Origin of the sequence: Streptomyces sp. CHD11 (assembly GCF_018638295.1) — a bacterium.
GTDB lineage: Bacteria > Actinomycetota > Actinomycetes > Streptomycetales > Streptomycetaceae > Streptomyces.
The window spans coordinates 65,511-89,373 of sequence record NZ_JABTTS010000023.1 but is presented as its reverse complement, the minus strand read 5'-3'; the positions used below and the strand labels follow the sequence as shown (position 1 = coordinate 89,373).

16 protein-coding genes and 2 pseudogenes are annotated in these 23,863 nt (G+C 71.8%); 5 read left to right on the top strand and 13 right to left on the bottom strand.

The annotated features are described in order from the left end of the window. Window positions 1-64 precede the first annotated feature (64 nt). The 10 genes and pseudogenes from HTV45_RS21910 to HTV45_RS21865 all read right to left on the bottom strand — a co-directional run bounded on the left by HTV45_RS21910 (window position 65) and on the right by HTV45_RS21865 (window position 14,005). Window positions 65-1,678: a PP2C family serine/threonine-protein phosphatase gene (locus HTV45_RS21910; RefSeq protein WP_251692527.1), complete on the bottom strand. Its 1,614-nt coding sequence runs from the start codon at window positions 1,676-1,678 to the stop codon at window positions 65-67. Next, window positions 1,679-4,294, bottom strand: coding sequence for a serine/threonine-protein kinase (locus HTV45_RS21905; RefSeq protein ID WP_215207537.1), 2,616 nt, complete (start codon window positions 4,292-4,294; stop codon window positions 1,679-1,681). 22 nt (window positions 4,295-4,316) lie between these two features. Continuing rightward, complete coding sequence (locus HTV45_RS21900; RefSeq protein WP_215207536.1) at window positions 4,317-5,654, bottom strand: hypothetical protein; 1,338 nt, start codon at window positions 5,652-5,654, stop codon at window positions 4,317-4,319. A gap of 84 nt (window positions 5,655-5,738) precedes the next feature. Continuing rightward, window positions 5,739-6,782, bottom strand: coding sequence for a glutamate ABC transporter substrate-binding protein (locus HTV45_RS21895; RefSeq protein WP_215207535.1), 1,044 nt, complete (start codon window positions 6,780-6,782; stop codon window positions 5,739-5,741). 53 nt (window positions 6,783-6,835) lie between these two features. Beyond that, the gene (locus tag HTV45_RS21890) at window positions 6,836-8,281 is read right to left on the bottom strand and encodes a hypothetical protein (RefSeq protein ID WP_215207534.1); all 1,446 of its coding nucleotides are present in this window, start codon (window positions 8,279-8,281) and stop codon (window positions 6,836-6,838) included. A 441-nt stretch (window positions 8,282-8,722) separates the two neighbouring features. Continuing rightward, a complete protein-coding gene (locus HTV45_RS21885; RefSeq protein ID WP_215207533.1) occupies window positions 8,723-9,694 on the bottom strand; it encodes a BadF/BadG/BcrA/BcrD ATPase family protein in 972 nt (323 codons plus the stop codon). After that, window positions 9,685-10,950 (bottom strand): 6-phospho-beta-glucosidase, encoded by a 1,266-nt coding sequence (locus HTV45_RS21880; protein ID WP_215207532.1) that lies wholly within the window; start codon window positions 10,948-10,950, stop codon window positions 9,685-9,687. The genes HTV45_RS21885 and HTV45_RS21880 overlap by 10 nt, the downstream gene beginning before the upstream one ends. Window positions 10,951-11,093: 143 nt before the next feature. Then, window positions 11,094-11,411, bottom strand: a pseudogene (locus HTV45_RS21875) (ABC transporter substrate-binding protein); the annotation flags it as partial. Window positions 11,412-11,462: 51 nt separating this feature from the next. Beyond that, the gene (locus HTV45_RS21870; protein WP_215207531.1) at window positions 11,463-12,680 is read right to left on the bottom strand and encodes an ROK family transcriptional regulator; all 1,218 of its coding nucleotides are present in this window, start codon (window positions 12,678-12,680) and stop codon (window positions 11,463-11,465) included. Between the two features lie 218 nt (window positions 12,681-12,898). Then, window positions 12,899-14,005 carry a mechanosensitive ion channel family protein gene (locus tag HTV45_RS21865; RefSeq protein ID WP_215207530.1) on the bottom strand — a complete coding sequence of 369 codons (1,107 nt, stop codon included), beginning with the start codon at window positions 14,003-14,005 and terminating at the stop codon, window positions 12,899-12,901. A gap of 293 nt (window positions 14,006-14,298) precedes the next feature. Between HTV45_RS21865 and HTV45_RS21860 the strand changes: the two genes are divergently transcribed. Continuing rightward, window positions 14,299-14,853: an HNH endonuclease gene (locus HTV45_RS21860; RefSeq protein ID WP_215207529.1), complete on the top strand. Its 555-nt coding sequence runs from the start codon at window positions 14,299-14,301 to the stop codon at window positions 14,851-14,853. Window positions 14,854-15,397: 544 nt separating this feature from the next. On the opposite strand, the gene HTV45_RS21855 is transcribed toward HTV45_RS21860, so the two are convergent. After that, complete coding sequence (locus HTV45_RS21855; RefSeq protein ID WP_215207528.1) at window positions 15,398-15,832, bottom strand: Rid family hydrolase; 435 nt, start codon at window positions 15,830-15,832, stop codon at window positions 15,398-15,400. A 129-nt stretch (window positions 15,833-15,961) separates the two neighbouring features. Here HTV45_RS21855 and HTV45_RS21850 point away from each other — a divergent pair, with 129 nt between their 5' ends. Beyond that, window positions 15,962-16,471: a MarR family winged helix-turn-helix transcriptional regulator gene (locus HTV45_RS21850; protein ID WP_215207527.1), complete on the top strand. Its 510-nt coding sequence runs from the start codon at window positions 15,962-15,964 to the stop codon at window positions 16,469-16,471. 239 nt (window positions 16,472-16,710) lie between these two features. On the opposite strand, the pseudogene HTV45_RS21845 reads toward HTV45_RS21850, so the two are convergent. After that, window positions 16,711-17,195 (bottom strand): annotated as a pseudogene (locus HTV45_RS21845) (discoidin domain-containing protein); the annotation flags it as partial. 337 nt (window positions 17,196-17,532) lie between these two features. Here HTV45_RS21845 and HTV45_RS21840 point away from each other — a divergent pair. Genes HTV45_RS21840 through HTV45_RS21830 form a run of 3 tightly spaced genes read left to right on the top strand, consistent with a single transcriptional unit; the run spans window position 17,533 to window position 20,671 of the window. Beyond that, window positions 17,533-18,009, top strand: a complete 477-nt coding sequence (locus HTV45_RS21840) for a hypothetical protein (RefSeq protein WP_215207526.1) — start codon at window positions 17,533-17,535, stop codon at window positions 18,007-18,009. A 5-nt stretch (window positions 18,010-18,014) separates the two neighbouring features. Then, window positions 18,015-20,144, top strand: coding sequence for a hypothetical protein (locus tag HTV45_RS21835; RefSeq protein ID WP_215207525.1), 2,130 nt, complete (start codon window positions 18,015-18,017; stop codon window positions 20,142-20,144). Beyond that, window positions 20,141-20,671 (top strand): hypothetical protein, encoded by a 531-nt coding sequence (locus HTV45_RS21830; protein ID WP_215207524.1) that lies wholly within the window; start codon window positions 20,141-20,143, stop codon window positions 20,669-20,671. The genes HTV45_RS21835 and HTV45_RS21830 overlap by 4 nt, the downstream gene beginning before the upstream one ends. 110 nt (window positions 20,672-20,781) lie before the next feature. Here the strand turns inward: HTV45_RS21830 and HTV45_RS21825 are convergent, their stop codons facing one another. Further along, complete coding sequence (locus HTV45_RS21825) at window positions 20,782-23,661, bottom strand: beta-N-acetylglucosaminidase domain-containing protein (RefSeq protein ID WP_215207523.1); 2,880 nt, start codon at window positions 23,659-23,661, stop codon at window positions 20,782-20,784. Between the last annotated feature and the right edge of the window lie 202 nt (window positions 23,662-23,863).

Below are 23,863 nucleotides of genomic sequence, written 5' to 3'. Positions count from 1 at the left end.
CCGGTCCCCTCCGGCCCGTCGCGGCTTGCGTGAAGACCCCGCAGGAGGCATCCCGTACGCGGCCTCAGGCCGATCCTGCCCCCTGGGGGACGACCGGGAACGGCACGAGGGCCACTGTTACGTTGTCGTGGCCCCCTCCGTCGAGCGCGTGACCGACCAGGACCCGGGCGCTGTGCAGGGGGCGCGCGGCGGCGTCGGCGGGAACGATCTCGGCCAGCTCGTCGGCCGACTCCGCGTAGTTCCACAGACCGTCGGTGCAGACCACGATCACTCCGGGCCGGTCCGGCTTGAACGACGCGGTGTGCGGTTCCAGTTCGTAGGCGTCGGCGCCGAGCCAGCCGGTGATGGCGTGGGCCCGGTGGTCGGCGTACGCCTCGGCCTCGCCCATCAGGCCCGCGGCGACCATCTGCGCGGCCCACGAGTCGTCCTCGGTGAGCCGGGCCGCCGGGGCGGAGCGGTCCAGGGGGATCCAGTAGGCGCGGCTGTCGCCGACCCAGCCGACGACCAGCAGACCGGCCGCCACCACCGTGCCGACGATCGTGCAGGCGGGGGCGTTCTGGTGCGGGGCGTGCTCACGGGCGGCCGCCTCGGGGTCGTCGGCCAGTGCGTTGACCGCCTCGGAGGCGGCGATGATCGCGTCGTGCATCGCCTGCTGCGGATGGGTTCCGCGGGGCAGGGCCGCGAGGAGCGATCCGGTCGCCGCACGGGAGGCGGCGAGCGATGCCTCGTCGGGGCGGGTCGCCGAGGAGACACCGTCACAGACGATCGCCACGGAGACGGGCGAGCCGTCGGGCAGTGTGGCGGTGCCGATACCGAAGGCGTCCTCGTTGCGGTGATGGCGCAGGCCGCGGTCGCTGACCGCGGCCAGGGGGCCGCATTCCTGTTCCATGTGGTCCCGTTCGCGTGGCTGGGCGTGGCCGCAGTTCTCGCAGTAGCCGTCGTCGTCCACCCTGCCCGCACGGCAGGCGACGCACACCGCGCCGCCGGCCTGACGCTCGGGCCCGGCGGTCATGCGCGGGTCGGGCGCCTGGAGGGGGTACTCCTCGGGCTGCGCGGTCTGGTGGTCAGCGCCGCCCGGGTGCCCTCCGGGGGCGGGGGACGCCTCCGGCACGGGGGGCGTGCCGGGCTGCGCGCGGCGGTCCAAGCGGACACCGGACGACGGGGCGGGCGGTGCCGCGGGCGCGGGCGGCGGTGGTACTGGGCTGCCGTATGCCGGTGGGACCGCCGGATCGCCCGGCGTGCCAGGCTGTCCGGCGGTGCCCCGGGGCAGCGGTGACACGCGAGGGCCCTCGTCCGGGGTCCGGGCGGCGGCCGGGGCGGGGGATGCGGGGGTGGCCGGTCCGTCCGCCGCGCCGGAGAGCGGGGAGCCGTCCGAGTGGGTACCGGGCACGTCCGTCGGCTGATGGGTCGGGGGCCCGTCGAGGGATCCGGCCGGGCCGGGCGCGGGCCACGGTGGTGCCGCGGGAGGTGCGGCCGCGGGCCGGGGACGGGCACGGTCGGCCGGCGCCTGGGGCGGCACCGCGCCGTTCAGGGTGATCGTCGGCTCGTCCTGCGGCCGCGCGGGGACCACGGACAGGTCGTATCCGCAGGCACCGCAGAAACGATCACCCGACTCGAGGGGTTCCTCGCAGCTCGGGCATTTCGACAGAGCGGCCTGCTGAGGCATCTGCGACATCAACTACACCCATGTCCGGGGGCGGTAACGATTGGCACGTTCCACCAGGTCGATCCTCTCCTCGCCGCTGCGCGCCAGCCGGGCCAGCGTGCGGTACGAGCGCTCCAGGCCGAAGCGCAGGCCCCGCTCGTCCAGGCCGCTGCCGAGCAGCGTCCGTCCCCCGGCGGCGGGAGGGGCGGAACCCTGGCCCCCGGAGAGTACCCAGTCCAGCCCGCAACCGAGGACCTCGGCCGACAACTGCTCGCGCCGTGCCGGATCCAGACCGTACGCCTCCAGGGCCTCGACCTGCCCGGCGGCGGCGGCCAGGTCGTCCGGGAACCGTACGTCGCCGCGGGTTGCCGCACGTCCGCGCAACCGCGCCCGGACGGCCGCCACCCGTGCGGCCGTGTAGTGGATGGAGGACTCCGGCACCGACTCCAGCGTGGTCACGGCGCCGCGCCGGTCGCCGGCCGCCAACTGGACGCGGGCCAGCCCGAACGCGGCGCTCACATAGCTCGGGTCGGTCGACCACACCAGGCGGTAGTACTCCGCGGCGTTGTCCAGCTGGCCCAGCACCTCCGCGCACAGGCCCAGCGCCAGCTTCGGCGCGATGTCACCCGGAAAGGCGTCGTAGATCGCGTCGAAGGCGAGCGCCGCGCCCTCGTGGTCGCCGGTGACGAGCGCGGCCACGCCCCGGTACCAGACCACCCGCCAGTCGTCGGGGTCCTCGTCCTCCAGTGCGCGCAGCGTGTGCAGCGCCGTGTCCCGCTCGCCGGTCTCCAGCCGGGCGCGCATCTCGCGCAGCAGGGTCTCGGTCGACGGGGCGGGCGCAGCCGCCAGCGCGTTGATCAGCTCACCCGGCGCGGACGTCAGCAGACCCGCGAGGAAGCCGGCGTTGGGGTCGGCGGGATGCACGTGCGGAACGGGGAGCGCGAGCGCGGCGGTGGCACAGTCGACGGGCCGGACCGGGGTGGCGGCCGCAGCGGCGGGCACGGCGGGCGGCGCGGCGAAGGCGGAGGGGGCGGCCGGGACGGCAGGGGTGCCGCCCGCGGGGGCGAGGGCGCGGCGGCCCTTGCCGAGACGGGTCCGGGGGCGGGGCGCCCTGCTCCCCAGCCGGGACACATCGCCGTTCAGCACCGGGAACAGCTCCGTGTCCGTCACCCGCAGTTCCGGGCCGAACAGCGTGGACAGCGCCGGCCGCGCACGGCCCGACTGGAGCGAGACGACCTCGCGCAGCACCCCCGTCAACTGCTCGGTCATCTCCTGCGCGGAGGCGAACCTGCGGGCCGGGTCCGGGTCGGTGGCGCGCACCAGCAACCGGTAGAAGGACTCGTACTGACGGAAGACCTCGATGTTGTCCGGGTCCGGCAGCGAGTCCACGAAAACGCTCGTGTACCCCTGGAAATCAAACGTCAGAACGGCGAGCGTACGGGCCACCGTGTACAGGTCGGACGCCACCGACGGGCCCGTCTCGGCGACCTCGGGCGCCTGGTAGCCGACCGTGCCGTAGATGGCCGACTCCTCGTCGTCCGTCCGGCGCACCGCGCCCATGTCGATCAGCTTCAGCTGGTCCTCGGTCTGGATCGCGTTGTCGACCTTGAAGTCGCAGTACAGCAGGTTCCGGCTGTGCAGATGACCGAGCGCCTCGAGCGCCTCGATGCCGTACGCGCACGCCTGCTCCACCGGCAGCGGGTCGCGCCTGCCCTCCGGCGTGCGGCGGGCGTTGGCGATCTCCTTGAGCGACTTGCCGCCCAGGTACTCCATGACGATGTAGCCGTCGAGGGAGCCCGTGCGCTGGTCCAGATGTTCCACGAAGTTGTAGATCCGCACGATGTTGGCGTGCTCGATCTCGGCGAGGAAGCGCCGCTCGGAGATGGCGGCCGCCATCGCGTCCTGGTCGCCCGTGTCCAGCAGGCCCTTGAGGACCACCCAGCGGTCCGAGACGGCCCGGTCCACGGCGAGATAGATCCAGCCCAGCCCGCCGTGCGCCAGACAGCCGACCACCTCGTACTGGCCGTGCACCACGTCCCCGGACCGCAGCTTCGGCACGAAGGAGTACGGGTGGCCGCACTTGGTGCAGAACCCCTCCGTACGCCCCGGCCGGCCGTTGCGGGCCCGGCCCACCGGCGCCCCGCAGTCCGAACGGGAGCAGAACCGCTTCCGCTCCGGCACCTCGGGGCTGTCCAGCACCATTCCGCGCGGATCGGGGCGCGGGATCGGCGGCACCTCGACCAGCCCGGCGCCCAGGCGGCCCCGGCCGGACGACACGGCGCCCGCGCCGGAGCTGCGCACGGACACCGAGCGGCCGGAGACCCGGCCCGTGAGCGCGCGGGAGAGCCGCCCGGAGACCGAACGCCGGGACTTCGACGACTGCGACGACGTACGCGCACTGCGGCCGCTGCCGCGGCTGCCGTGCGACCGCCCGCTGCCCGACGAACCGCGTGAGTCACGGCCGCCCACCGTGATGCCGGTCGTGGGCGAGCCGACCAGCCCCGTCGGCGACACGACCGGGGCGAGACCGCAGGTGTCGCAGTACAGTTCGCCGCCGCCGACGTCCTCGTACGTGCCGTCGCAGTCGGGGCGCTGACAGGCGCGCGCCGCCTGGCCGGCCACGGCCTCCCGGTTCTCCGGCCCGCTCATGACCCCGCCTCCCCCTGGTCGCTCATGCGCCCGGCCCCCTCCGGTCGTCCGGCCCGCCCTGCTCGGGCACCCGCGGTGTGCCGCCGAGCAGTTCGGTGGCCGCGTACTGGTAGCGCAGCACCGCCTGCTCGGCGACGCGCAGATCACAGGGCGCGCTCCACAGCATGCGGCGCGCCTTCTCGTACCGCTCCACCAGCTCGGGATCCTCCGCGAGGCCGTGCCGGGCCACCTTCGCCTTGTACGCGTCCAGCCTGCCGCGCAGTTCCGCACGGATTGCCAGCGGCGCCGTGACCGCCGTCAACGACTCCCGCGCGCGCAGTAGTTCGTCCTCCGCCTTCTGCTCAAGGGACTCCAGGAGCGGCGACAGCCGGTGCCACTGGGCGTGCCTGCGGTACTCGGCCGCCGTCGACAACTGCTCCTGCAGCACGGTCGGCGGGCCGCTGACCACCGGCACCTCCGTCGCGGCGATCTTCGCCAGCACCTCGCCGCGCGCGGTGCGCGCCTCGGCGAGCGTGCGGTCGGCGCGGGAGAGGACGTCACGCAGCCTGACGATGCGCTTCTCGGCGTCCTGGCGGACCGTCAGCACCGCGTCGATCTCCCGGCGGACCTCCTCCAGCGCCCGCGCCTCGCGGTCGTAGACCGTGGTGTCCGGACGCCCGCCGCCCGGCGCCGAACTGCCCTCCGCGGGCTTCCAGTACGCCAGCGGATCGGACACCACCGCCTCGCGCAGCCTCGTCAGCGTGCGGGTGATCCGCTCCAGGTCGTCGCCCGCCGGATGCTCACCCGGACGGACCCCGACCGAATGCGCCAGCCTGCTCGTGCGATGCAGTTCGGCGGCCAGCAGATCGATCCGCGCGGGCAGCGCCGACCACACCGCGTCCGCCGCCACGACCATGTCCAGCGAGGCCGCGTACAGCTCGTTCATCCGGTCGACGAGGGCGACGAGCGAATACCGCTCACTGAGCCTGCCCGGACGGGCCGCGTCCGGCGCCGCGGCGAGGGCCGTCGCCGACGCGCCGCCGGCCACCGTCACCGAGTCGCCGCGCAGCAGCTCCGTCAGCGCCACCAGGTCCTCGCGGCTGGACCAGCGGCGGCGGGAGCGGATGTCCCGGGCGGCGCGCAGCGCGTCCGTGTACGCGTCGAAGTAGGTCCACAGCAGCGTGATCGACGCCTCCGTGGACGTCCAGCGCTCCTGGGTCAGGCCGGTGAGCCGAGCGCCCTCCAGGAGCCTTCGGCCCGCGTGGTCCTGCAGGGCGAGGAGCGAGGTCTCGATCGCCTCGTGCTCCGCGCCGAGCCGCGCCAGCGCACGGTCCACCTCGTCCCGGTCCAGTACCGGCCCGGCGGGATCCGTGTCGGCCATCGATCACCTTTCGCTGCGGAGTTGTTGGCGGTTGGCGGGCGGGGGAGAGTGCGGTCGGGGTCGGGGGTATGTGTCGGTGTCGGGTCAGCTTCTGCGCAGGTACTGCGGGGCCGGCGGGGCCGAACGGGAGGAATCCTGTCCCAGCGTGGCCGACAGCCACTCGGTGTACGAGGACTGCCAGCCGTCCGTCGGATCCGCACGGAAGTCCACCAGGATCCGGTTGACCCGGCGGACCAGATCGTCCGCGTCCTTCTTCATCGCCACGCCGTAGTACTCGGTCGTGAAGGCCTCGCCCTTGAGCTCCACCGTCGGATCCTGCGCGGCCTGGCTGGCCGCGAGCGCGCCGTCGGTGACCACCGCGTCCACCTCACCGAGCTGCAGCCGCACCAGGCAGTCCAACTGGTTGGGGACCGTGGTGCGGATGTCGGCCGACTCCGGGAGGAGGCCCGCCTTCCTGTCCGCCTCCAGCGTCGAGTACGCCGTCGAGCCCGTCGCCGTGCATATCTCCTGGTCCGCCAGGGTCGCGTCGTACCCCTCGACCGGCGAGGACTTCGGGGCGAGGACCTGCTGGCCCGTCTTGAAGTACGGTGCGGAGAACGCCACTTCCTGGATGCGCGCACAGTTGATCGTCATCGTGCGGACCACCATGTCGACCCGGCCGTCCCTGATCGCCGGGATGCGCTGGTCGGTCGGGATCGCCTTGAACTGGACCGCGTCCGGGTCGCCGAGTATGTCCTCGGCGATACGGTGCACCAGGTCGATGTCGAACCCCTCGAGCTGCACACCCTCGCCGCTGTTGGGGTCCCGGTAGCCCCAGCGGTAGCTGTTCTGGTCCACCCCGACGATCAGCTTGCGCTTCTCGCCGTCACGGTTCTTGATCTCCGCGATCGCGGGGCCGTCGGAGTCGCCGGGAGGTAGTGTCTGCTTCTCCGGGGCCGTGCACTCCTCGGCTGCCCGTGTCCGTTCCGCGTGGGACACGGACTCGCCGGCCGCCTTCGCCGGGGTGCGGCCCTGGGAACCGGTACAGGTCAGGAGGAGAGCGAAGACCAGCGCCAGGGCGCAGGCCGTCGCCATCGCACCCACCCCGCCCCAGCCCTTCGTACGGGCCCGCGGCACGTGTGCGGTCATCCTCGGCGCCCCCTTCGGCCCGGTCGTCCCTCTCGGGCCGGGCATGCGCGCGTTCACCGGTACTCCGACAGCCTGCGGCCGATGCCCAGCACGGCGCCGGCCGCGCCCAGCACCGCGAGCACCGCCGCGCCGAGCGGCAGACCCGTCAGCGCGTCCCGGCCGTCGCCGGCCGCCTGCTTGAACTCCGTCTCCTCGTGCGCCAGCGCCGTGGCCAGGTTCCTGTCGACGCTGTCGAAGCACTCGCCCGTCGCGCCCTCCGCGCCGATCACCATGTCCAGCGCCTGCTGGTAGTTGCCGTTCTCGTCGTGCTCCCGCGCGGCCGCGTGACGCTTCTTCCACTCGGTCATGTTGCTCACCGCCGCGGTGACCGGCTTCGCGCCGCCGTCGTCGTCCGCGAGCCGCTCGGCGCGGGCCAGCCCCTTCGCGAGGACGTCCATGTCCCGGCCGAAGTCGTAGTCGTACGCGTCGTACGTCTCCTCGCCGACCTTCGTCGTCTCCGCGCCGCGGGCCACCAGGGTGAGGTTCTCGTTGCCCCTGGCCTTCAGCGAGGCGATACGGGCGTCGTGCAGGACGTTGAGCGAGCGGACGCCGTGGTCGTAGGAGTCGTTCAGGTTCGAACGGGCCAGGGCGTGACCGGCCGTCAGCCAGAGCAGGACCACCGCGGCCGTCGTGGTCGCCGCCACCAGCCCGTGGTTGAGGACGCGGTGGGTGCGCAGATAGGTGCGGCGCTGGACCCAGGCGAGGACGGCGAGGACGGCGATGCCGAGGGCTGTCGAGGGCCACGGGTAGGGGGTCGCGTCCGCGTAGTCCGCACGCAGCCGCTGGTTCTCCGTGGTGTACAGGTCCTCCGCCGCCGGGAGCATCTCCTGCTGCATCTTCTCGTTCGCGTACCGCAGGTAGGCGCCGCCGACCGGGAAACCCTGGCGGTTGTAGGTACGGGCGCGCTCCACCAGCCCCTTGTACTCCGGGAGCAGGCGGTTGAGTTCGGTGATCGTCTCCGCGGCGGAGGAGCCGGGGTCCGAGTTGGCCGCGGCGTTGACGAGTTTGGCGGCGGCGGTGCGGATGTCCTTCTCGTAACGGTCCCGGGAAGCGGCGGTCTCCTGACCGCCGGCCAGGAAGCCGCTGGACGCCGCGGTGTTGGCGTCCGCGAGGGAGCGGTAGATGTCGGCGGCGTCGGACGTGAGGGGCTGGCTGCTGGTGAGGACGTCGTCGGCGGCCGTGGCCCGGTCGGTCATCTGCCAGGCCGTCACGGCGCCGAACGCGAGGACGAGGGCGGCCAGGGCCGCGCCGATGATGCGGAGCCGGCCGGGCTCGGTGGTGGCGGCCCTGCGCAGCCGGTCGACGCCCTCGGCGAACGCGGTACGGCGTGCGGCGGGAGGCGCGGGTACGGGCGCGGGTGTGGCCGGGGGTGTGGGGAGGGGGGCGTACTGCGCCGGTACCGCCGGCAGTCCGGGCGCGGCCTTGCCCGGCGGAGCCGCGCTGTTCGGCGTGTGTGTCACTCGACCTCCCCCATGGCCATCCCTCCGCGGCAAGTATCGCCGCCGTGGCTGCCATATGCACCGGCCTTGGCACGATCTTGATGCGATTGCATCCCGATTGCCGGGAATTCAGCCCCGCCCTGCCCACGAACACGCCCGCACGTTCGGGTCCGGTTCCCGGGTTCCCACACGGCCGGTGGGAGGGCCGGCCGGAAGGCCTGTGGCGCCCCTTCCCGCGCACCGAGCGCTTGGGGCGGATCCACCCCGACCACCACCCCAACCACCACCCCCGCTCCCGCGGGCAGTCGTGCCTCCCCCAGTGCCTTGAGGGCCTGGGAGGTACCCCCAGGGCGGCACGGGTGGGCGCGACGGCACCCCGCAAGCGCCGGGTTGCGCAACACCCCCCCCGCCCAGTACGCAAGCGGGCGCCCCGCAAGCACCGGGTTGTACACCCCGGGACCGTCAGCCCGCGTAATAGGCGCGCAAGCGCGCCTGCGCGTCCGTCCCCGCCGCCAACCGGTCCAGCCCCAGCAACCCCGCCCCCAGCACGGGACGCTCCGTCACCACCCGCGCCACCGCCTTCGGCGCCCGCTCGGCGAGCAGCTCCCGGATCCCGTCGTCCAGCAGCGGATGCCGCGCCGCCAGCACACTCCCGCCCAGCACCACCGGCGTCTCCTCGTCCAGCAGGGACAGCCGCGTCAGCGCGACGACGGCCATCGTCACGATCTCCTCGGCCTGCCGGCCGACGATCGCCCGCGCGACCCCGTCCCCCCGCGCGGCCGTGGCGAAGAGCACCGGAGTCAGTTCGTGCCGCCGGGCGGGCGGTACGTGCTCGAGGTGCAGCGCCTCGATCAGCGCGGGCATGCCGGAGAGCCCGAAGTGCGCCGGCAGCGCGACGGTCAGGGCCGTCGCCGCCCCGCGCCCGTCCGACGCGCGGGCCGCGTGCCACAGCGCCTCCTCCGCCAGGGCCCACCCCCCGCCCCAGTCGCCGGAGATACGCCCGATCGCCGGGAAGCGGGCGGTGCGACCGTCCGGCCGCATGCCGACGCAGTTGATGCCCGCCCCGCACACGACGGCCACCCCCCGCGGTTCCGTGACCCCCGCGCGCAGGATCGCGAACGTGTCGTTGCGCACCTCGACGGTCGCGCCCCAGCCGCACGCGGCCAGCGCCGCCGTCAGCTGTTCCTCCTCGACGGGGAGGTCGGCGTTGGCCAGGCAGGCCGAGACATGGGAGACGGCCGGGGTCCCGGCGCCGGTGAGCGCCCGGTCGACGGTCCCGGCGAGGGTGCCCATCGCCGTGTCCAGCCCCACGGCGGGGGGACGGAATCCCTCACCGCGGGCCGTCGCCAGCACCGTCCCGTCGGCCCCGATCACCGCCACGTCCGTCTTGCTGTTGCCGGCGTCGATGGCGAGGACACCCGCGGTCAGGCCCACGCGAGGTGCTCCCGGTTGTGTGCGACGAGGTCGTCGGTGAGTCTGTCCGCGTACGCGTACTGGCCGACCAGCGGGTGGGCCAGCAGCGCGCGGAAGACGCGGTCCCGGCTGCCGTGCAGGGCTGCCTCCAGGGCCAGGTTCTCGTAGGCCGTGACGTCGGCCGTCAGGCCCGCGAAGAGGGGGTCCACGGGGGAGACGGCGAGCGGGCTCGCGCCCTTGGGGCCGACGGCCGCCTGGACCTCGATGACCGCGTCGTCGGGGAGGAAGGGGAGGGTGCCGTTGTTGTAGGTGTTGACCACCTGGTGCGGGGATCCCGCGCCGTGGAGCAGGGCCGCCGCCAGGTCCACCGCGGCCTCGGAGTAGTAGGCGCCGCCGCGCCGGGACAGCAGAGCCGGCTTCTCCGCGAGGGCCGGGTCGGCGTACAGGGCCAGCAGACGGCGTTCCATGTCGGCCACCTCGGCGGCCCGGGAGGGCTTGGTGCGCTGTTCCCGTACGACCTCGTCGTGCGCGTAGAAGTAGCGCAGGTAGTAGGACGGGATCACGCCCAGGCGGTCCAGCAGCGGGCGGGGGAGGCGGAGGTCGGCGGCGATCGTGTCGCCGTGGGCGGCGAGGAGGTGCGGCAGGACGTCCTCGCCGTCCGGGCCGCCCCGCCGTACCGCCGTCTCCCAGGTGAGGTGGTTCAGGCCCACGTGGTCCAGGTGGATGCCCGCGGGGTCGGTGTCCAGGAGCGCGGCGAACTTGCGCTGGAGGCCGATGGCCACGTTGCACAGGCCCAGTGCCTTGTGGCCCGCCTGGAGGAGGGCCCGGGTGACGATGCCCACCGGGTTGGTGAAGTCGATGATCCAGGCGTCGGGGCTGGCCCGGCGTACGCGCTCGGCGATGTCCAGCACGACCGGGACGGTGCGCAGCGCCTTCGCCAGGCCGCCGGCGCCGGTGGTCTCCTGGCCGACGCAGCCGCAGTCGAGTGGCCATGTCTCGTCCTGCTGACGGGCCGCCTGGCCGCCGACCCGGAGCTGGAGGAGGACCGCGTCCGCGCCGTCCACCGCCGCGTCCAGGTCGGGGGTGGTGGTGATCGTGCCCGGATGGCCCTGCCGGGCGAAGATGCGGCGGGACAGGGCGCCGATCAGTTCGAGCCGGTCCGTCGCCGGGTCGGTGAGGACGAGCTCGGTGACGGGGAGGGTGTCCCGCAGACGGGCGAAGCCGTCGATGAGTTCGGGGGTGTAGGTCGAGCCTCCGCCGACCACGGTGAGTTTCATTGTGTCTCCTGTCCCTTCACTCCGGTGAGGGTGACGCCCTCGATGAACGCCTTCTGGGCGAAGAAGAACACGAGGATCACGGGGGCCATGACGAGCACGGTCGCCGCCATGGTGAGGTTCCAGTCGGTGTGGTGGGCGCCCTTGGACGTGGAGAAGGAGGAGACCACGTCGGGGCCCTTCGAACCGCCCGCGCGCAGCGCCTGGTTGAGCTTGTCGTCGTTGATGTTGCCGACGATCTCGACCTTGATGTGGGGGTGCGCCTTCTCGAAGAGGTCCACGTTCTCCTGGACCGCCTTCACCTCGGCGGGCGCGCTCCATCCGTGCCAGAAGGTGATGGTCGCCTCCGCGTTCGGATCGTCCGTGGCGCCGGATCCGGACTGGCCGGTGCAGGCCGTGGTGAGGAGCGCGAGGGAGAGGGTTGCGTTCGGCGCGAGCGTCGTCTTTCGGGATATTCCGGGCATGACGGTGCTCCCTGGGGCAGGGGTGGGAGGGGGAAGGGGTGAACGGGCGGGCTAGCGGGAGGTGTCGAAGACCTCGTCGCGGGTGGTCGCCAGCGCGCTCTCCAGCGCGCCGCGCAGCACAGGGTGTTCACGGACGTCGCCCAGGACGAGCCGGGGGCGGGGGGCGGCCAGTTCCTCCAGCTCGGCCTGGACCAGGGCGCGCAGCACCTCGCCGCCGGAGGTCAGGCCGGTGCCGCTCAGGACGACGAGCTCGGGGTCGAGGACGGAGACCAGGGAGGCGAGACCGGTGGCCAGGCGGGTCGCGTAGGTCTGGAGGAGGTGGTGGTGCGGCCGGTCGTCGGCCGGGGCCGTCGCCGCGCGCGCGAGGAGGGCGGCCGCCGTCTCGGTGTACGGGCCCTGCGGGATGTCCGTGATGCCCAGTTCACGGGCGATGCGCGGGACGGACTGGGAGCCGGCCAGCTCCTGGAAGCCGCCGCTGTTCGCCTTGGCGACCTGACGGACCAGGGGCGTGCCCGGCACCGGCAGGAAGCCGACCTCGCCCGCGCCGCCGGTCCAGCCCCGGTGCAGCCGGCCGCCGAGCACCAGGGCGGCGCCCAGCCCTTCCTGGTTCCACAGCAGGACGAAGTCGGTGTGGCTGCGGGCCGCGCCGAGACGCTGCTCGGCCAGGGCGACCAGGTTGACGTCGTTCTCGTACTCGAACGGCATCGGGAGCGCGGCGGCCAGTTCCTCGAGCAGGGTGGGGGAGTGCCAGCCGGGGAGGTGGGAGGCGTAGCGCAGCCGGCCGGTGTTCGGGTCGAAGGCGCCCGGGGTCCCTATGACCAGGCGGTGGACGTCGGAGCGCGAGAGTCCCGCCGCCTTCACCGCACCGTCCAGGGCGTCGGTGACCTGCTGGACGACGGGGGTCGACGAGCGGCGGCCGGGGGTGGGCAGCTCGTGGTGGCCGACCGTGCGGCCGGTGATGTCGGCGACGGCGGCCCGGATCCGCTGGGGAGTGACATCGAGCCCGGCCGCGTGGGCGGCGGCCGGGTTGACCTCGTAGAGCTGGGCGTTGGGGCCGGGGCGGCCCTCGGTGGTGCCGCCGGCGAGGACCAGTCCGGCCGCTTCCAGGCGGGCCAGCAGCTGAGAGGCGGTCGGCTTGGACAGGCCGGTGAGCTTGCCGATCCGGGTGCGGGACAGCGGCCCGTGCTCCAGCAGCAGGTCCAGGGCGGTGCGGTCGTTCATGGCGCGCAGCACACGCGGGGTGCCCGGCGTACCGGCGGTTCCTGCCATGGCGTGCCACACCTGCCCTTCTTCGACTGCCCAGCTTCTCAGCGGCCGGTGCGGGGCGTCCATCCGGGCCCGGTCCCGCTCTCCCGCAGATCATTGTTAGGAAAGTTTCCTGTCGGATGGGGAGGAACGTAAGCCCGGCGCGGAGGAGGCGTCAAGAGGGGGCACGGGAAAGGGCGGCACCCGGTCGGTTCCGGGTGCCGCCCTCCAGGAGCGTGCGGCTACTTCGTGATGTTCGTCGGGGGCAGCGGGGACGCGGCGATCGACTGCGGGGAGACCGCACTCGCGTAGGCGGACGGTGCCGCCATGCCGGCCGTCGGATCGGCGGCCGGCACGTCCTCCACGGCCGTGGCGCCGCCGACGATACGGATGCCGGTCGCGTCGAAGGCACGCTTGATCCGCCAGCGCAGCTCCCGCTCCACGGTCAGCGACTTGCCCGGCATGGTCTTCGCCGAGACCCGGACCACCATCGAGTCCAGCAGCACCGAATCCAGGCCGAGGACCTCGATGGGGCTCCACAGCAGCTCGTTCCAGGGCTCCTCCTTGCCCGTCTTCTCGGCGACCTCGCTCAGCGTGGCCTTCACCCGGTCCAGGTCCTCGTCGGAACGGACCGTGACATCGACGTTGGCGGTCGCCCAGCCCTGGGACAGGTTGCCTATCCGCTTGACCTCGCCGTTGCGGACGTACCAGATCTCGCCGTTGTCGCCGCGCAGCTTGGTCACCCGCAGCCCGACCTCGATCACCTCACCGGACGCCACGCCCGCGTCGACCGAGTCGCCGACGCCGTACTGGTCCTCCAGGATCATGAAGACGCCGGAGAGGAAGTCCGTCACCAGGTTGCGCGCCCCGAAGCCGATCGCCACGCCCGCGACGCCGGCCGAGGCCAGCAGCGGGGCCAGATTGATCTGGAAGGTACCGAGGACCATCAGCGCGGCGGTGCCCAGGATCAGGAACGACGCCATCGACCGCAGCACCGAGCCGATCGCCTGCGAGCGCTGCCTGCGCCGCTCGGCGTTGACCAGCAGGCCGCCGAGGCCGGTGGGGTTCACCGGCCCGCTGGTGCGGGACATGCGGTCGACCATCTTGGTGATCGCCCGCCGCACCACGAATCTCAGCACCACCGCGATCACCAGGATCAGCAGGACCCTGAGCCCGATCGCGAGCCACGTCGACCAGTTCTCCTCGACCCAGCCGGCGGCGTTGGTGGCGCTCTCCTGGGCGTCCTGGAGCGAGGGCACCACGGGGGTCCCGGACTCCGAGGGCGTCGGCGACGGAACGGCGGCCGACAGGACGGCGGACAAGGACACGGCAGGTACCTCCAGGTGCATGATCCGCCCCCGGCGCGGCGGTCAAGTCCGGCAAGGTCACGATCGGGTCACCGGACGGGTAGAACCACCACACTAACGGGGCATTGCGGAGGGACCGGCGCACTGTGTGAAGAAGAGACCGTGCTCACCCGCGCTTGAACAGGCCATGTTCCTGGGGATGCATCGGGGTGTGGTCGAAAACACTCCCAGCCCGTTACCGGGACATGGTGGCGCTTCCACCAGGCATGAGGGGAAACTGACTACGGATCGTCCCGGCGCGAGCCACGCGCCGCCGGCGTACAAGGAGGCCGTCCGTGCCGCATGTCCTGGTCCTCAACGCGTCGTACGAGCCGCTCGGCGTCGTACCGCTCCGCCGCGCGCTCGTACTCGTCCTCGAGAACAAGGCAGTCTGCCTCGAGGAGACCGGCGCCCATCTGCACAGCGCGTCCGTCACGCTCCCCGCACCCAGCGTGGTCCGGCTCAAACGCTTCGTGCGGGTCCCCTACCGGGGGCCCGTTCCACTCACCCGCCGGGCGCTCTTCGCCCGTGACGGGGGCCGGTGCATGTACTGCGGTGGCGTCGCAACCAGCGTCGACCACGTCGTCCCGCGCAGCCGCGGGGGCAAACACGTCTGGGACAACGTGGTGGCGTCCTGCCGCCGCTGCAACCACGTGAAGGCCGACCGTCACCTGATCGAGCTGGGCTGGCGCCTGCGCCACAAACCCGCCCCGCCCACCGGCCTGGCCTGGCGCATCATCGGCACCGGCCACCGGGACCCGCGCTGGCTGCCGTACCTCCAGCCGTACGGCGCGGACGACGCGATGGCCCGCATCGACGGCATGGCCCGGATCGACGGCATCTCCGCCTGACGCCGCCGCACCCGGGCCTCCGTATGCCGGGGACTCCGCTCCGGGCCCGGGGGCATTCCGCGCGAGCGTGAACACTCCCGCGTCACGTGTTCACATCCCGGGCGCAGTGGTCCCGGAGCGGGACGTCCCATTCGGCGTACACCGTCTTGCCGACGGTCCGCGGTTCCCACGCCACCGTGCGGCGACCGCCTCGACCAGGAGCAGTCCCCGTCCGAACTGATCACCGCCCCCGCCCTGGCGCGGCCTCGGCAGCCGCTCACCGCACGGATCGCTCACCTCGGCACGAAGGGTGCGGTGACGGAGGGTGCGGTGACGGAGGGTGACCCGCACGCGCGAAGGAGTCGTCCCCGGACGCTGCCGTGCGACAGGGCGTTTGTCAGCAACCCCGACACGGGCGACGTCACCGGCGAGCCCCGGCTGCCCCCACTCCGCGCAGATCCGCGCGGCACGGCGCCGGGCGAGGGAGACGCTGCGCCTCCGGATGGACGGCGCACCTCATCCGTGGGACGAGCCGCGCCGCCACCGCGCAGCCCCACCCTGGACCTCAGGCCAGAGAGTTCGCGGAGCCGGCGATGGCGGTGACGCGAATCTCCACGCGCATGGCGGCGAGTCCGAGGGCCGTGACGCCGGTCTCGGTCCAGATCGGCGCGCGGCCGTCGAGGCGACGGCGGAACTGCTCGGCCATGACCGCGTTGACGTCATCGCCGATGGCGTCATCTCCCGGTACGACCTTGTGGTACGAGTTGACGTGGATGACGTCCTTCCACGTCGCGCCGACCGTGGCGAGCGCGCGCTCCACGTTGTCGAAGGCCTGGATGATCTCGTCCTCCAGCGCGTCGGGGACGACCAGGTCGTCATCCACCCCGGCCTGACCGGAGGTCTCGACCCGGTCGCCGACGCGGACGGCCCCGCTGTAGCCGAGGGCCTCGTGCAGCTTCTCGCCGGAGCCCGGAGCGACGCCGAAGGTGACGGTGCTCATGATGTTCCCTCTTCCTGTCCATAGGGGGCGCGTTCGCCCTTGCATGAGTTCACGCGTAAAGTGAAGCTAGCACCCGATGACTTCAAGTGTAAAGTGATGGCGGGCTTCGCTGAAGGTGCGGGAAAATCGATGAGCAGCACAGGAGGGCCGATGAGCGGCGCGGGTGAACACCAGGGCGATGAGGAGCTGCGATGGCTCGACGAGCAGGAGAAGGCAGCGTGGACGGGGCTGATCTCCCTTGTCCTGCTGCTGCCCGGAAAGCTGGAGTCGCCGCTGCGGCAGGAACACGGCCTCACCCTGTTCGAGTACCTCGTGCTCAGCCACCTGTCCGAGGCCCCGCAGCGCAAGCTGCGGATGGGAGAGCTCGCCTTTCTCGCCAGCGGGTCGCTCTCCCGCCTGTCCAACGTCATCAAGCGCTGCGAACAGCGCGGCTGGGTCGTACGGAGACCCGATCCGGCCGACGGCCGCTACACCCTCGCCGAACTCACCGACGCCGGTTTCGACATCGTGCGGCTGGCAGCGCCCACACACCTGCGCGCCGTACGCCGCATGGTCCTCGACTCGCTCAATACGACCGACCAGAAGGCCCTCGCCCGCATCGCGCACAAACTCCGCATCGTCCCCGACGACTTCGGCTGACGGCCGTCCCGTGCAACGACCCGGGACCAGCGGGCGCCGGGCTGAGAGCCGGTATGCCGGCGGTACGGCGTGGACCGCGGGATGCAGTCATCCCCTGCCCTCCCGGCGCCGGGCCGCTCCATGCACACGGGGAGGGTGGCGCCTTCGACAACGTCAGGCGGATCGGCTCCGTCGGACTGAGTACACGTACTGGGTGACCAGCGAAACCCCGAAGACATCCGGTCAGCACAAGGGGGCGTTCAGTCCGCGACCGCGTACGCCTCCACCGACCACAGTGAGTAGCCGTACCGCGTCGCCCGCTTCTCGCCCTGGACGCGGATGTGGCGGACGTTCCGCTCGTCCATGCGGATGGTCTCCCGGCCGCCCTTGCCGTCCCGTACCTCCGCTGCCGTGCGCCAGTTGCGTCCGTCCGCCGAGATTTCCACGCGGTACGCCGACGGATGCGCGTCCTGCCAGTGCAGTTCGACCCTGCCCAGCCGTACCGGGCGTTCCAGCTCCACCTGCCACCAGGCGTCGTCCTCGACGGGGGAGGACCAACGGGTGCCGGGGTCACCGTCGTTCGCCGCCGGGGCGGGTACGGCGTGCACCGTCAGCGCTCGGGTCGCGTCACCGAAGCCGAGCCGGACCTGGTGCGACCCGGCCGGCGTGCCCGGCTTCCGGTAACCTCGACCGGTACCTCCACCGGCGTACCACGCGGAACCAGTGCCTTCCCCGGCACCCGGACACCGCAACCCGCAACGTCCTCTTCGATAAACGTCGCTTCGTCGCCGTCGGACGGGGTGGAGACGCTAAACGCCCGGAGAGCGCTGGTAAGAGGTGCCTGTGCCCGCAGAGCGCGGTGAAGCAGGAAGCCCTCGAAAGGGTCGGAGGACCCAGGCCGGGCATTCCTGGACTTCAGGTCAGAGAGCACGTCAATGCGTCACCTGCAACGCCGACACCGGCGGCTGATGACCGCTGCCCCAATGCCGTCCCGGACCATCATGGAAGAATGCCCGACGCCGGCTGGAAGCACGCCGGTGCGCTTCGGGTCGATATCGCATACGGGGAGGGGGTTCGTCCGCATGGCGTGGGACGAATGGGAGCAGATCAAGGCCGAGGTCGCACAGAAGCAGGCGGCGTCGATGCGGTTGAACGCGATCGCTCCCGACACGGGACATGGTGGCGGAGGCGGGTCACCGGACCTGGTGGTGCATGACGATCAGTTGGGCAAGCTGGGGAACATGGCCTACGAGCTGCGCGAACGGCTGATGCTGGACGGGGACGTCGCGCGGCCGAGCACCTTCAAGGCATCCGTCGACCTCTTCAACGACGGCCTCGACATGGGCTCCGCGCTCACCGAACTGCACGACGCGTGGAACACCCAGCTGGGCACTCTGAAGGAGGCGTGCGCCCACATCTCCAACCACCTGGACTTCACACGGGCTCAGCACGCGAAGGACGAGGACTACGTCGTGACCGGCATGAGGAACGCGGCGGGTCACCTGATGACGGTGTCGCGGATCAACGACTACTACGCTCCGAAGTCCGCGGAGGCGTGAGACCGATGGCGACGGACATGCTCACGGTGCCGGTACTCAACGACCTGCGCCTGGCCAGCCTGAAGACCTCGGTGGACGACTGGCGGACGATGGTCGGCCGACTGGAGAAGCTGGCCACCGGTGGTGACGGCCAGGTCAGCGCGAAGGATCTGCAGAAGAAGGCCAACGCGGCGGACTGGGTGGGTGTCAACGCCACGGTCTCGCGGCAGTTCGTGGCCAGGACGGCGGCGCAGTTCGATGACGCGGCCTCCGAGGCGAAGAGTGTGCTGGCCATTCTGAGCGACGCGCACGCCGCGTTCACGCAGCACAAGCAGGACCTGCAGACCGCGATCGACGAGCTGGCGAAACGTAACATCTACGTCAGCGGCAAGGGGGGTGTGATCGCCTCGGTGCCCCCTCCCGCGGTCGCGGGAAAGGCCGACATCCACAGGCCTACGGACCAGGAGCTGGAGGTCGCGCAGGCCAGGATCACCAGGATCCTGTGGGAGGCGACCGAGACCGACCGTATCGCCGCCCGCGCCCTGCGGCTGCTCGCCAAGGACAAGTACGACTTCACCGACCAGGGTTCGACCGGGTTGGAAGACGCCGATCACGACCAGGGCAGGGCAGACGCCGCGTACTGGCGCAGGGAGATCGCCAAGGGCAACGTCGAGAACTGGAGCGAGGAGAAGCTGGCCCGCTTCAACGAGACGCTGAAGAACCAGCGGGACAATCCCGGCTTCACAGAGACCCTCGCCCTCGATCTGGGGGCGGACGGCACACTCCAGTTCTGGCGTGATCTGGCCGACCCCGGCCAGGGCAAGACGCCCGACGGCGACCGCGCCAAGCTCCTGGGTGACCTCCAGAAGAACCTCAGCATGTCTCTCGCCGGCGCCTCGCACAGCACGTCACCGGAGATGGAGGCGTGGAAGAAGGACCTGATCGCCGCCGGCGGCAAGCTGTACGGGCACGAGGGCATCATGGCGAAGACGTACGGCTTCCAGATCATGAGCAACCTCATGGTCAAGGGGAAGTTCGACGAGGGCTTTCTGGACGACTACTACAAAGGCCTGCGCACCTTCGAGGCGGAGAAGAAGCCCTTCGATCCTGCCTCGGTCTGGGGTAACCCCGCTCTCGGAGGGGCCCAGCTCGATTACACGGCCAAGGGGCCCGACGGCGACTACGGAACAACCGGCAGCGACCCGATGGCCGGCTTCCTCAAGGCCGTCTCGCACAATCCCGACTATGCGACCGAACTGTTCAGCCGTGAGGACGCGGCCGACTACCTTCTCACGGAGCGCGAGTACTACGACGAGGACGACCCCTACGGCGAGGGCGACGGCACGGTTCAGTCCCGCGACGCGCTCGGCAAGGCATTGCTGGCAGCGGGCACCGGTTTGAACCCGGACCAGCCGTACGTCGTCGCGTCGTACGAACACACGGAGGTACAGCGGCAGGTCTTTGACGGCGCGATGAGACGTCTGGCCGACAAGGGCGATGAGTTTCCCGCTGAGCTACGGGACGACACGGCGTTGCTTCTGGGGAACTGGGGAGATGACGTTCACCGGACGGCCAGTTCGCTGGGCCCCGGTGAAGGGCCACTGGACTATGGCGACTTGCTGGAGGTGTCCAAGCAGGTCTCGCGTGATCAGAACGCCTACGGCACGCTGATGGAAGGCGTGAATCAGGCTGTTGTCGCTGATTTCCATACTGAGCATCAAGGCGATCCGAAGGAGGAACTCATCCGGGCTGGGCACACCGTCGGGTTCATGGAATCCGTTCGGTACCAGGCGCTCGAGACCGACAAGGAAGACCCTTCCTGGTCGGCGAAGTGGGGTTATCACATAGTCGGCGGCACGGCCAACTTCATACCGGTGGTCGGTGATGCGGTACAGCGGGGAGTGGATTCCGCAGCCTACGCCTGGCAGCTGGAGGAGCAGGGTCGTATCGATGAAGAGCTGGCCATAGATACCAGGCGCACTTTCGCTTCGCGTTCCGCTTACCTGGATGCGCTGGGCGATGAATGGTCTCGTGTCAATCCCGGGCATGAACTGTCCCAGGAAGGAAATAAGCGATTGCGGCAAGGAGAGATCGGCGGCAGTGCATTTGACGGGAACGATACTGCGAACAGGGCGGCGGGGATCACTCCACGATGAATAGTGAAGCGCTGCGGCCATCGGTACTGACGTCGGGTCTCTTGTCTCTGCTGGTTGTGCTCGTCGGGTGCGGTAACTCCACTGGGTATGAAATTCCCGACGACATGTGCGGCAGAGCTGTCGAGCCGTCCGCGCTGAAGCCGTTGCTGCCCTCGGGGGGTGAGGTCAAGGCTGAACAGAGGGCGACCGAGGATGGTGAATCCGAGTGTTCCGTCTTCGTCGACAAAGTCAACGTGCTCACGATCAGTGAACATCGAGGCCAGAACAAATTCGACGTCATGGAATTTGTGCGGGAAAATCGTGACCGATTTGCCAATCCCGAGAAATCGGATGTCGGTGACGATACCGTGACGTCCGATGACTGGCTCATGTCGATGAATGCCTGCTCCGGTCGGGGGATGGGGGATTACTACGTACTGGATGTGACCCTGGCCGGAAAGCGGGACGCAGCAAAGTCTCAGGAGCTCGAGCGATTTGCCCGGTCTTATCTGCCCGAAGCGATGAAGAAAATGGGCTGCACCGAGTGAGCTCTCGCGGCTGACCGCATGTGGCATTCCGTCAGCGTCAAGGAGGTGGTGCGTCCGCGGTCGTCGGCGGGGCAGGCCACGCCCAGCCGGACGAGAGAACGGGTGGGCGTTCAGTCCGCGACCGCGTACGCCTCCACCGACCACAGTGAGTAGCCGTACCGCGTCGCCCGCTTCTCGCCCTGGACGCGGATGTGGCGGACGTTCCGCTCGTCCATGCGGATGGTCTCCCGGCCGCCCTTGCCGTCCCGTACCTCCGCTGCCGTGCGCCAGTTGCGTCCGTCCGCCGAGATTTCCACGCGGTAGGCCGACGGGTACGCGTCCTGCCAGTGCAGTTCGACCCTGCCCAGCCGTACCGGGCGTTCCAGCTCCACCTGCCACCAGGCGTCGTCCTCGACGGGGGAGGACCAACGGGTGCCGGGATCACCGTCGTTCGCCGCCGGGGCGGGGAAGTCGGGGGTCTCGTCGGCGGAGGAGCCTGCCCGGCCGGTGCGGGCGAGGTCGGGGCCGCCGGTGCGGGGGACGGCGTGCACCGTCAGCGCCCGGGTCGCGCCGCCGAAGCCGAGCCGGACCTGGTAGGACCCGGCCGGCGTGCCCGGCTTCACGGTCACCTCGACCGGTACCTCCACCGGCGTACCGCGCGGAACCGTCAGTGCCTTCCCCGGCACCCGGACGCCGAGCTCCTCCGGGGCCTCGACGGTCAGCCTGCCGCGTACCTCCCCGGGGCGCAGGGAGCCGAGGGTGGCCGTCAGCCGCCGGGTGCCGCCGATGTCGGCGTCCGTACGGTCGTCGGGCAGCTCCAGGGAAGCGGCCGGCGCGTCCGCGAACCACGGGACCAGGTGCCGCACCCGGGAGGGATCCGCGCCGGTGACGCGGACGGCCTCGACCGGTTCGCCGCCGGTACGCAGCTCGGTGGCGCCCCGCGCGGACAGCGCGCCGAGCCGGCGCCACTCCCCGCCCGGCGCACGTACCTCCACGGCCCCTGCCGTCCCCGGCTCGGTGAGCACCGTCACGGTGTTCATCGCGCGGGCGCGAGGAAGGTCGAGGGTGCGCTCGCCACCGGAGCGGGCGGGCGGCTCGTGGTCGATGCCCGCCCAGCTCTCGTACGCCTTCTGCGCGCGGCGCAGGAACGGCTCCAGCACGCCCTCGCCGGCCTTCGCCCGCACGGACGCCGCCCCGTCCCGCTGCTCGCCCAGCTTCCGGAAGGCGGTCCAGGCGGCGGCCGTGTCCCCGGCCTGCTGCGCGCGCAGCATGTCCAGGGCCGTCGTGCCGGCGTCGCCGTAACGGGCAAGACGGTCCGTCCACGGGGCGACCTCGTCGGCCAGCGCCGTGCCGGACAGCCGGCCCGGCAGATCGCGCAGGGTCATGAAGGCCGCGCGCAGCCGGACGGCCGCCGCGCTCTCCCCGGTGCCGCGCGCCGTCGGCCGGCTCCGCCAGAACTCCTCCATCAGCGGACGCAGATACGCCGACTCCGTCCCGCCCAGCACCGAGGAGGCGGCGTTCCCGGCGAGCGCGGCCAGTGCTTCCTGGCGCCGCGCGTCACCCCCGGCGAGGTCGGCGATCGCGGCCCGCCAGGACTCCCGGGGGCGGTAGCCGCGCGGGTTCCAGGCGAAGTCGGCGGCCGTGAACAGCGGGATACGGGACGCCTCGGGCTGCTCCATCGCGTTGGCGAGCAGCGCGGCCGAACCGGCGGCCACGGCCGGCTCACGGCCCTGGTAGGGGCCGAGGAAGATCCGGCCGGGCGCGTAGTCGTTCACCGGGTAGTTGTCCATGGTCACCAGTGGATGCCCGAACACCTTCCGGGCGTCCGCCAGCTGGCTGCCGGTGATGGTGCGCGGCACCACCCCGACCCCGGTCCAGGCCACCTCGACGCCCGGCTCCAGGGCGTCCGCGAGAGCCCGCCGGTAGGCGGTCGAGCCCTCCTCGTAGTACTCGGTCGGCATCAGCGACAGCGGGGCGGAGCCGGGGTGCCGGCCGGCCAGGTGCCGGGCGACCGCGTTCGCCACGTGCGCCTGGGCGCGGGCGGCCGCCTCGGGCCCGGATCCGAACCGGTCGGCGTCCGCCTCGCAGTGCCACTCGCTGTAACTGACGTCCTGGAACTGGAGCTGGAAGGCGCGGAAGCCCAGCGCCCGCATCGCGTCCAGCTTGCGGGTCAGCGCCCGCAGGTCCTCCTCCGAGGCGAAGCACATCGCCTGCCCCGGCGCGACCGCCCAGCCGAGGGTGACGTGGTTGCGCCGCGCCCGCTCCGCCAGCTCCCGGAACTCGGCGCGCTGCCCGGCCGGGTACCGCTCCCGCCAGCGGGCCTGCCGCAGCAGGTCCTCGCCTGGGGCGTAGAGGTACCGGTTCTGCTTGGTGCGGCCCATGAAGTCCAGCTGGGCCAGCCGCTGCCGGTGCGTCCACGGGGTGCCGTAGAAGCCCTCGGTGACGCCGCGCACGGCGGTGCCCGGCCAGTCGCGTACGACGGCCGCGCCGATGGTGCCGTCCGGGCGCCGCAGCTGCCGCAGCGTCTGCACGGCGTGGAACAGGCCGTCGCCGTCCGCCCAGGTGAGGGAGACGGCGCCCCGTCCGGTGGTCAGTGCGTAGCCGCCGTCCGGTAGGGCGTGACGGGGGTCGTCCGAGGCGCGTTCCCTGCTCACGCGCACCACGAGCGCCCCCTGGGGCTTCGGTGCGCCGGGGGCGGTGAACCGGCGCGCCCCGGCCTCCCGCAGCAGTCCCCTGAGTGCTTCGACGGCGTACGGGTCGGACGCCCCGTCCACAGCCAGGGCGACCTCCTCGGTCACCTCGACCGCCGCGCCGTTCGCACGCAGGGAATGGGGGCGCGGCCATACGGACAGGGCCGCGGCCCCCACCGGGTCGGCGGCGGGCGGCGCGGTCGCCCCGGGCGCGGGCGGCGCCGCCACGGCCACCGGCGCGGTGCCCAGGGTTCCGGCGAGGACGGCGAACGCGAGGGCGGTCCTCCTGGCGCTCGCCCTGCTCCCACGCCGCAGCCCCACGGACCCTCCTGATGCGCTCGGTGGCCGGCCACCGGCCGGCCCGCCGTTTCCATTCCGTTACCGGGAAGCCCTGAGCCCACCATTTCTGCGGTGAACGTGTCAATGAGAGTGGACGTAGTGGCGCGTTTGTCCCACTGTGGGAGGAGAGGGCAGGGAGAGAATGTGAGCAGGACCACGTTGGAAGACTTTGTGCGTCTGGCAT

Excerpts from the sequence above, each read along its gene's own strand:
- HTV45_RS21905 (WP_215207537.1), bottom strand. The coding sequence starts at position 4,294 with ATGAGCGGGCCGGAGAACCGGGAGGCCGTGGCCGGCCAGGCGGCGCGC.
- HTV45_RS21900 (WP_215207536.1), bottom strand. The coding sequence starts at position 5,654 with ATGGCCGACACGGATCCCGCCGGGCCGGTACTGGACCGGGACGAGGTG.
- HTV45_RS21895 (WP_215207535.1), bottom strand. The coding sequence starts at position 6,782 with ATGACCGCACACGTGCCGCGGGCCCGTACGAAGGGCTGGGGCGGGGTG.
- HTV45_RS21880 (WP_215207532.1), bottom strand. The coding sequence starts at position 10,950 with ATGAAACTCACCGTGGTCGGCGGAGGCTCGACCTACACCCCCGAACTC.
- HTV45_RS21870 (WP_215207531.1), bottom strand. The coding sequence starts at position 12,680 with ATGGCAGGAACCGCCGGTACGCCGGGCACCCCGCGTGTGCTGCGCGCC.
- HTV45_RS21865 (WP_215207530.1), bottom strand. The coding sequence starts at position 14,005 with ATGCACCTGGAGGTACCTGCCGTGTCCTTGTCCGCCGTCCTGTCGGCC.
- HTV45_RS21855 (WP_215207528.1), bottom strand. The coding sequence starts at position 15,832 with ATGAGCACCGTCACCTTCGGCGTCGCTCCGGGCTCCGGCGAGAAGCTG.
- HTV45_RS21850 (WP_215207527.1), top strand. The coding sequence starts at position 15,962 with ATGAGCAGCACAGGAGGGCCGATGAGCGGCGCGGGTGAACACCAGGGC.
- HTV45_RS21840 (WP_215207526.1), top strand. The coding sequence starts at position 17,533 with ATGGCGTGGGACGAATGGGAGCAGATCAAGGCCGAGGTCGCACAGAAG.
- HTV45_RS21835 (WP_215207525.1), top strand. The coding sequence starts at position 18,015 with ATGGCGACGGACATGCTCACGGTGCCGGTACTCAACGACCTGCGCCTG.
- HTV45_RS21830 (WP_215207524.1), top strand. The coding sequence starts at position 20,141 with ATGAATAGTGAAGCGCTGCGGCCATCGGTACTGACGTCGGGTCTCTTG.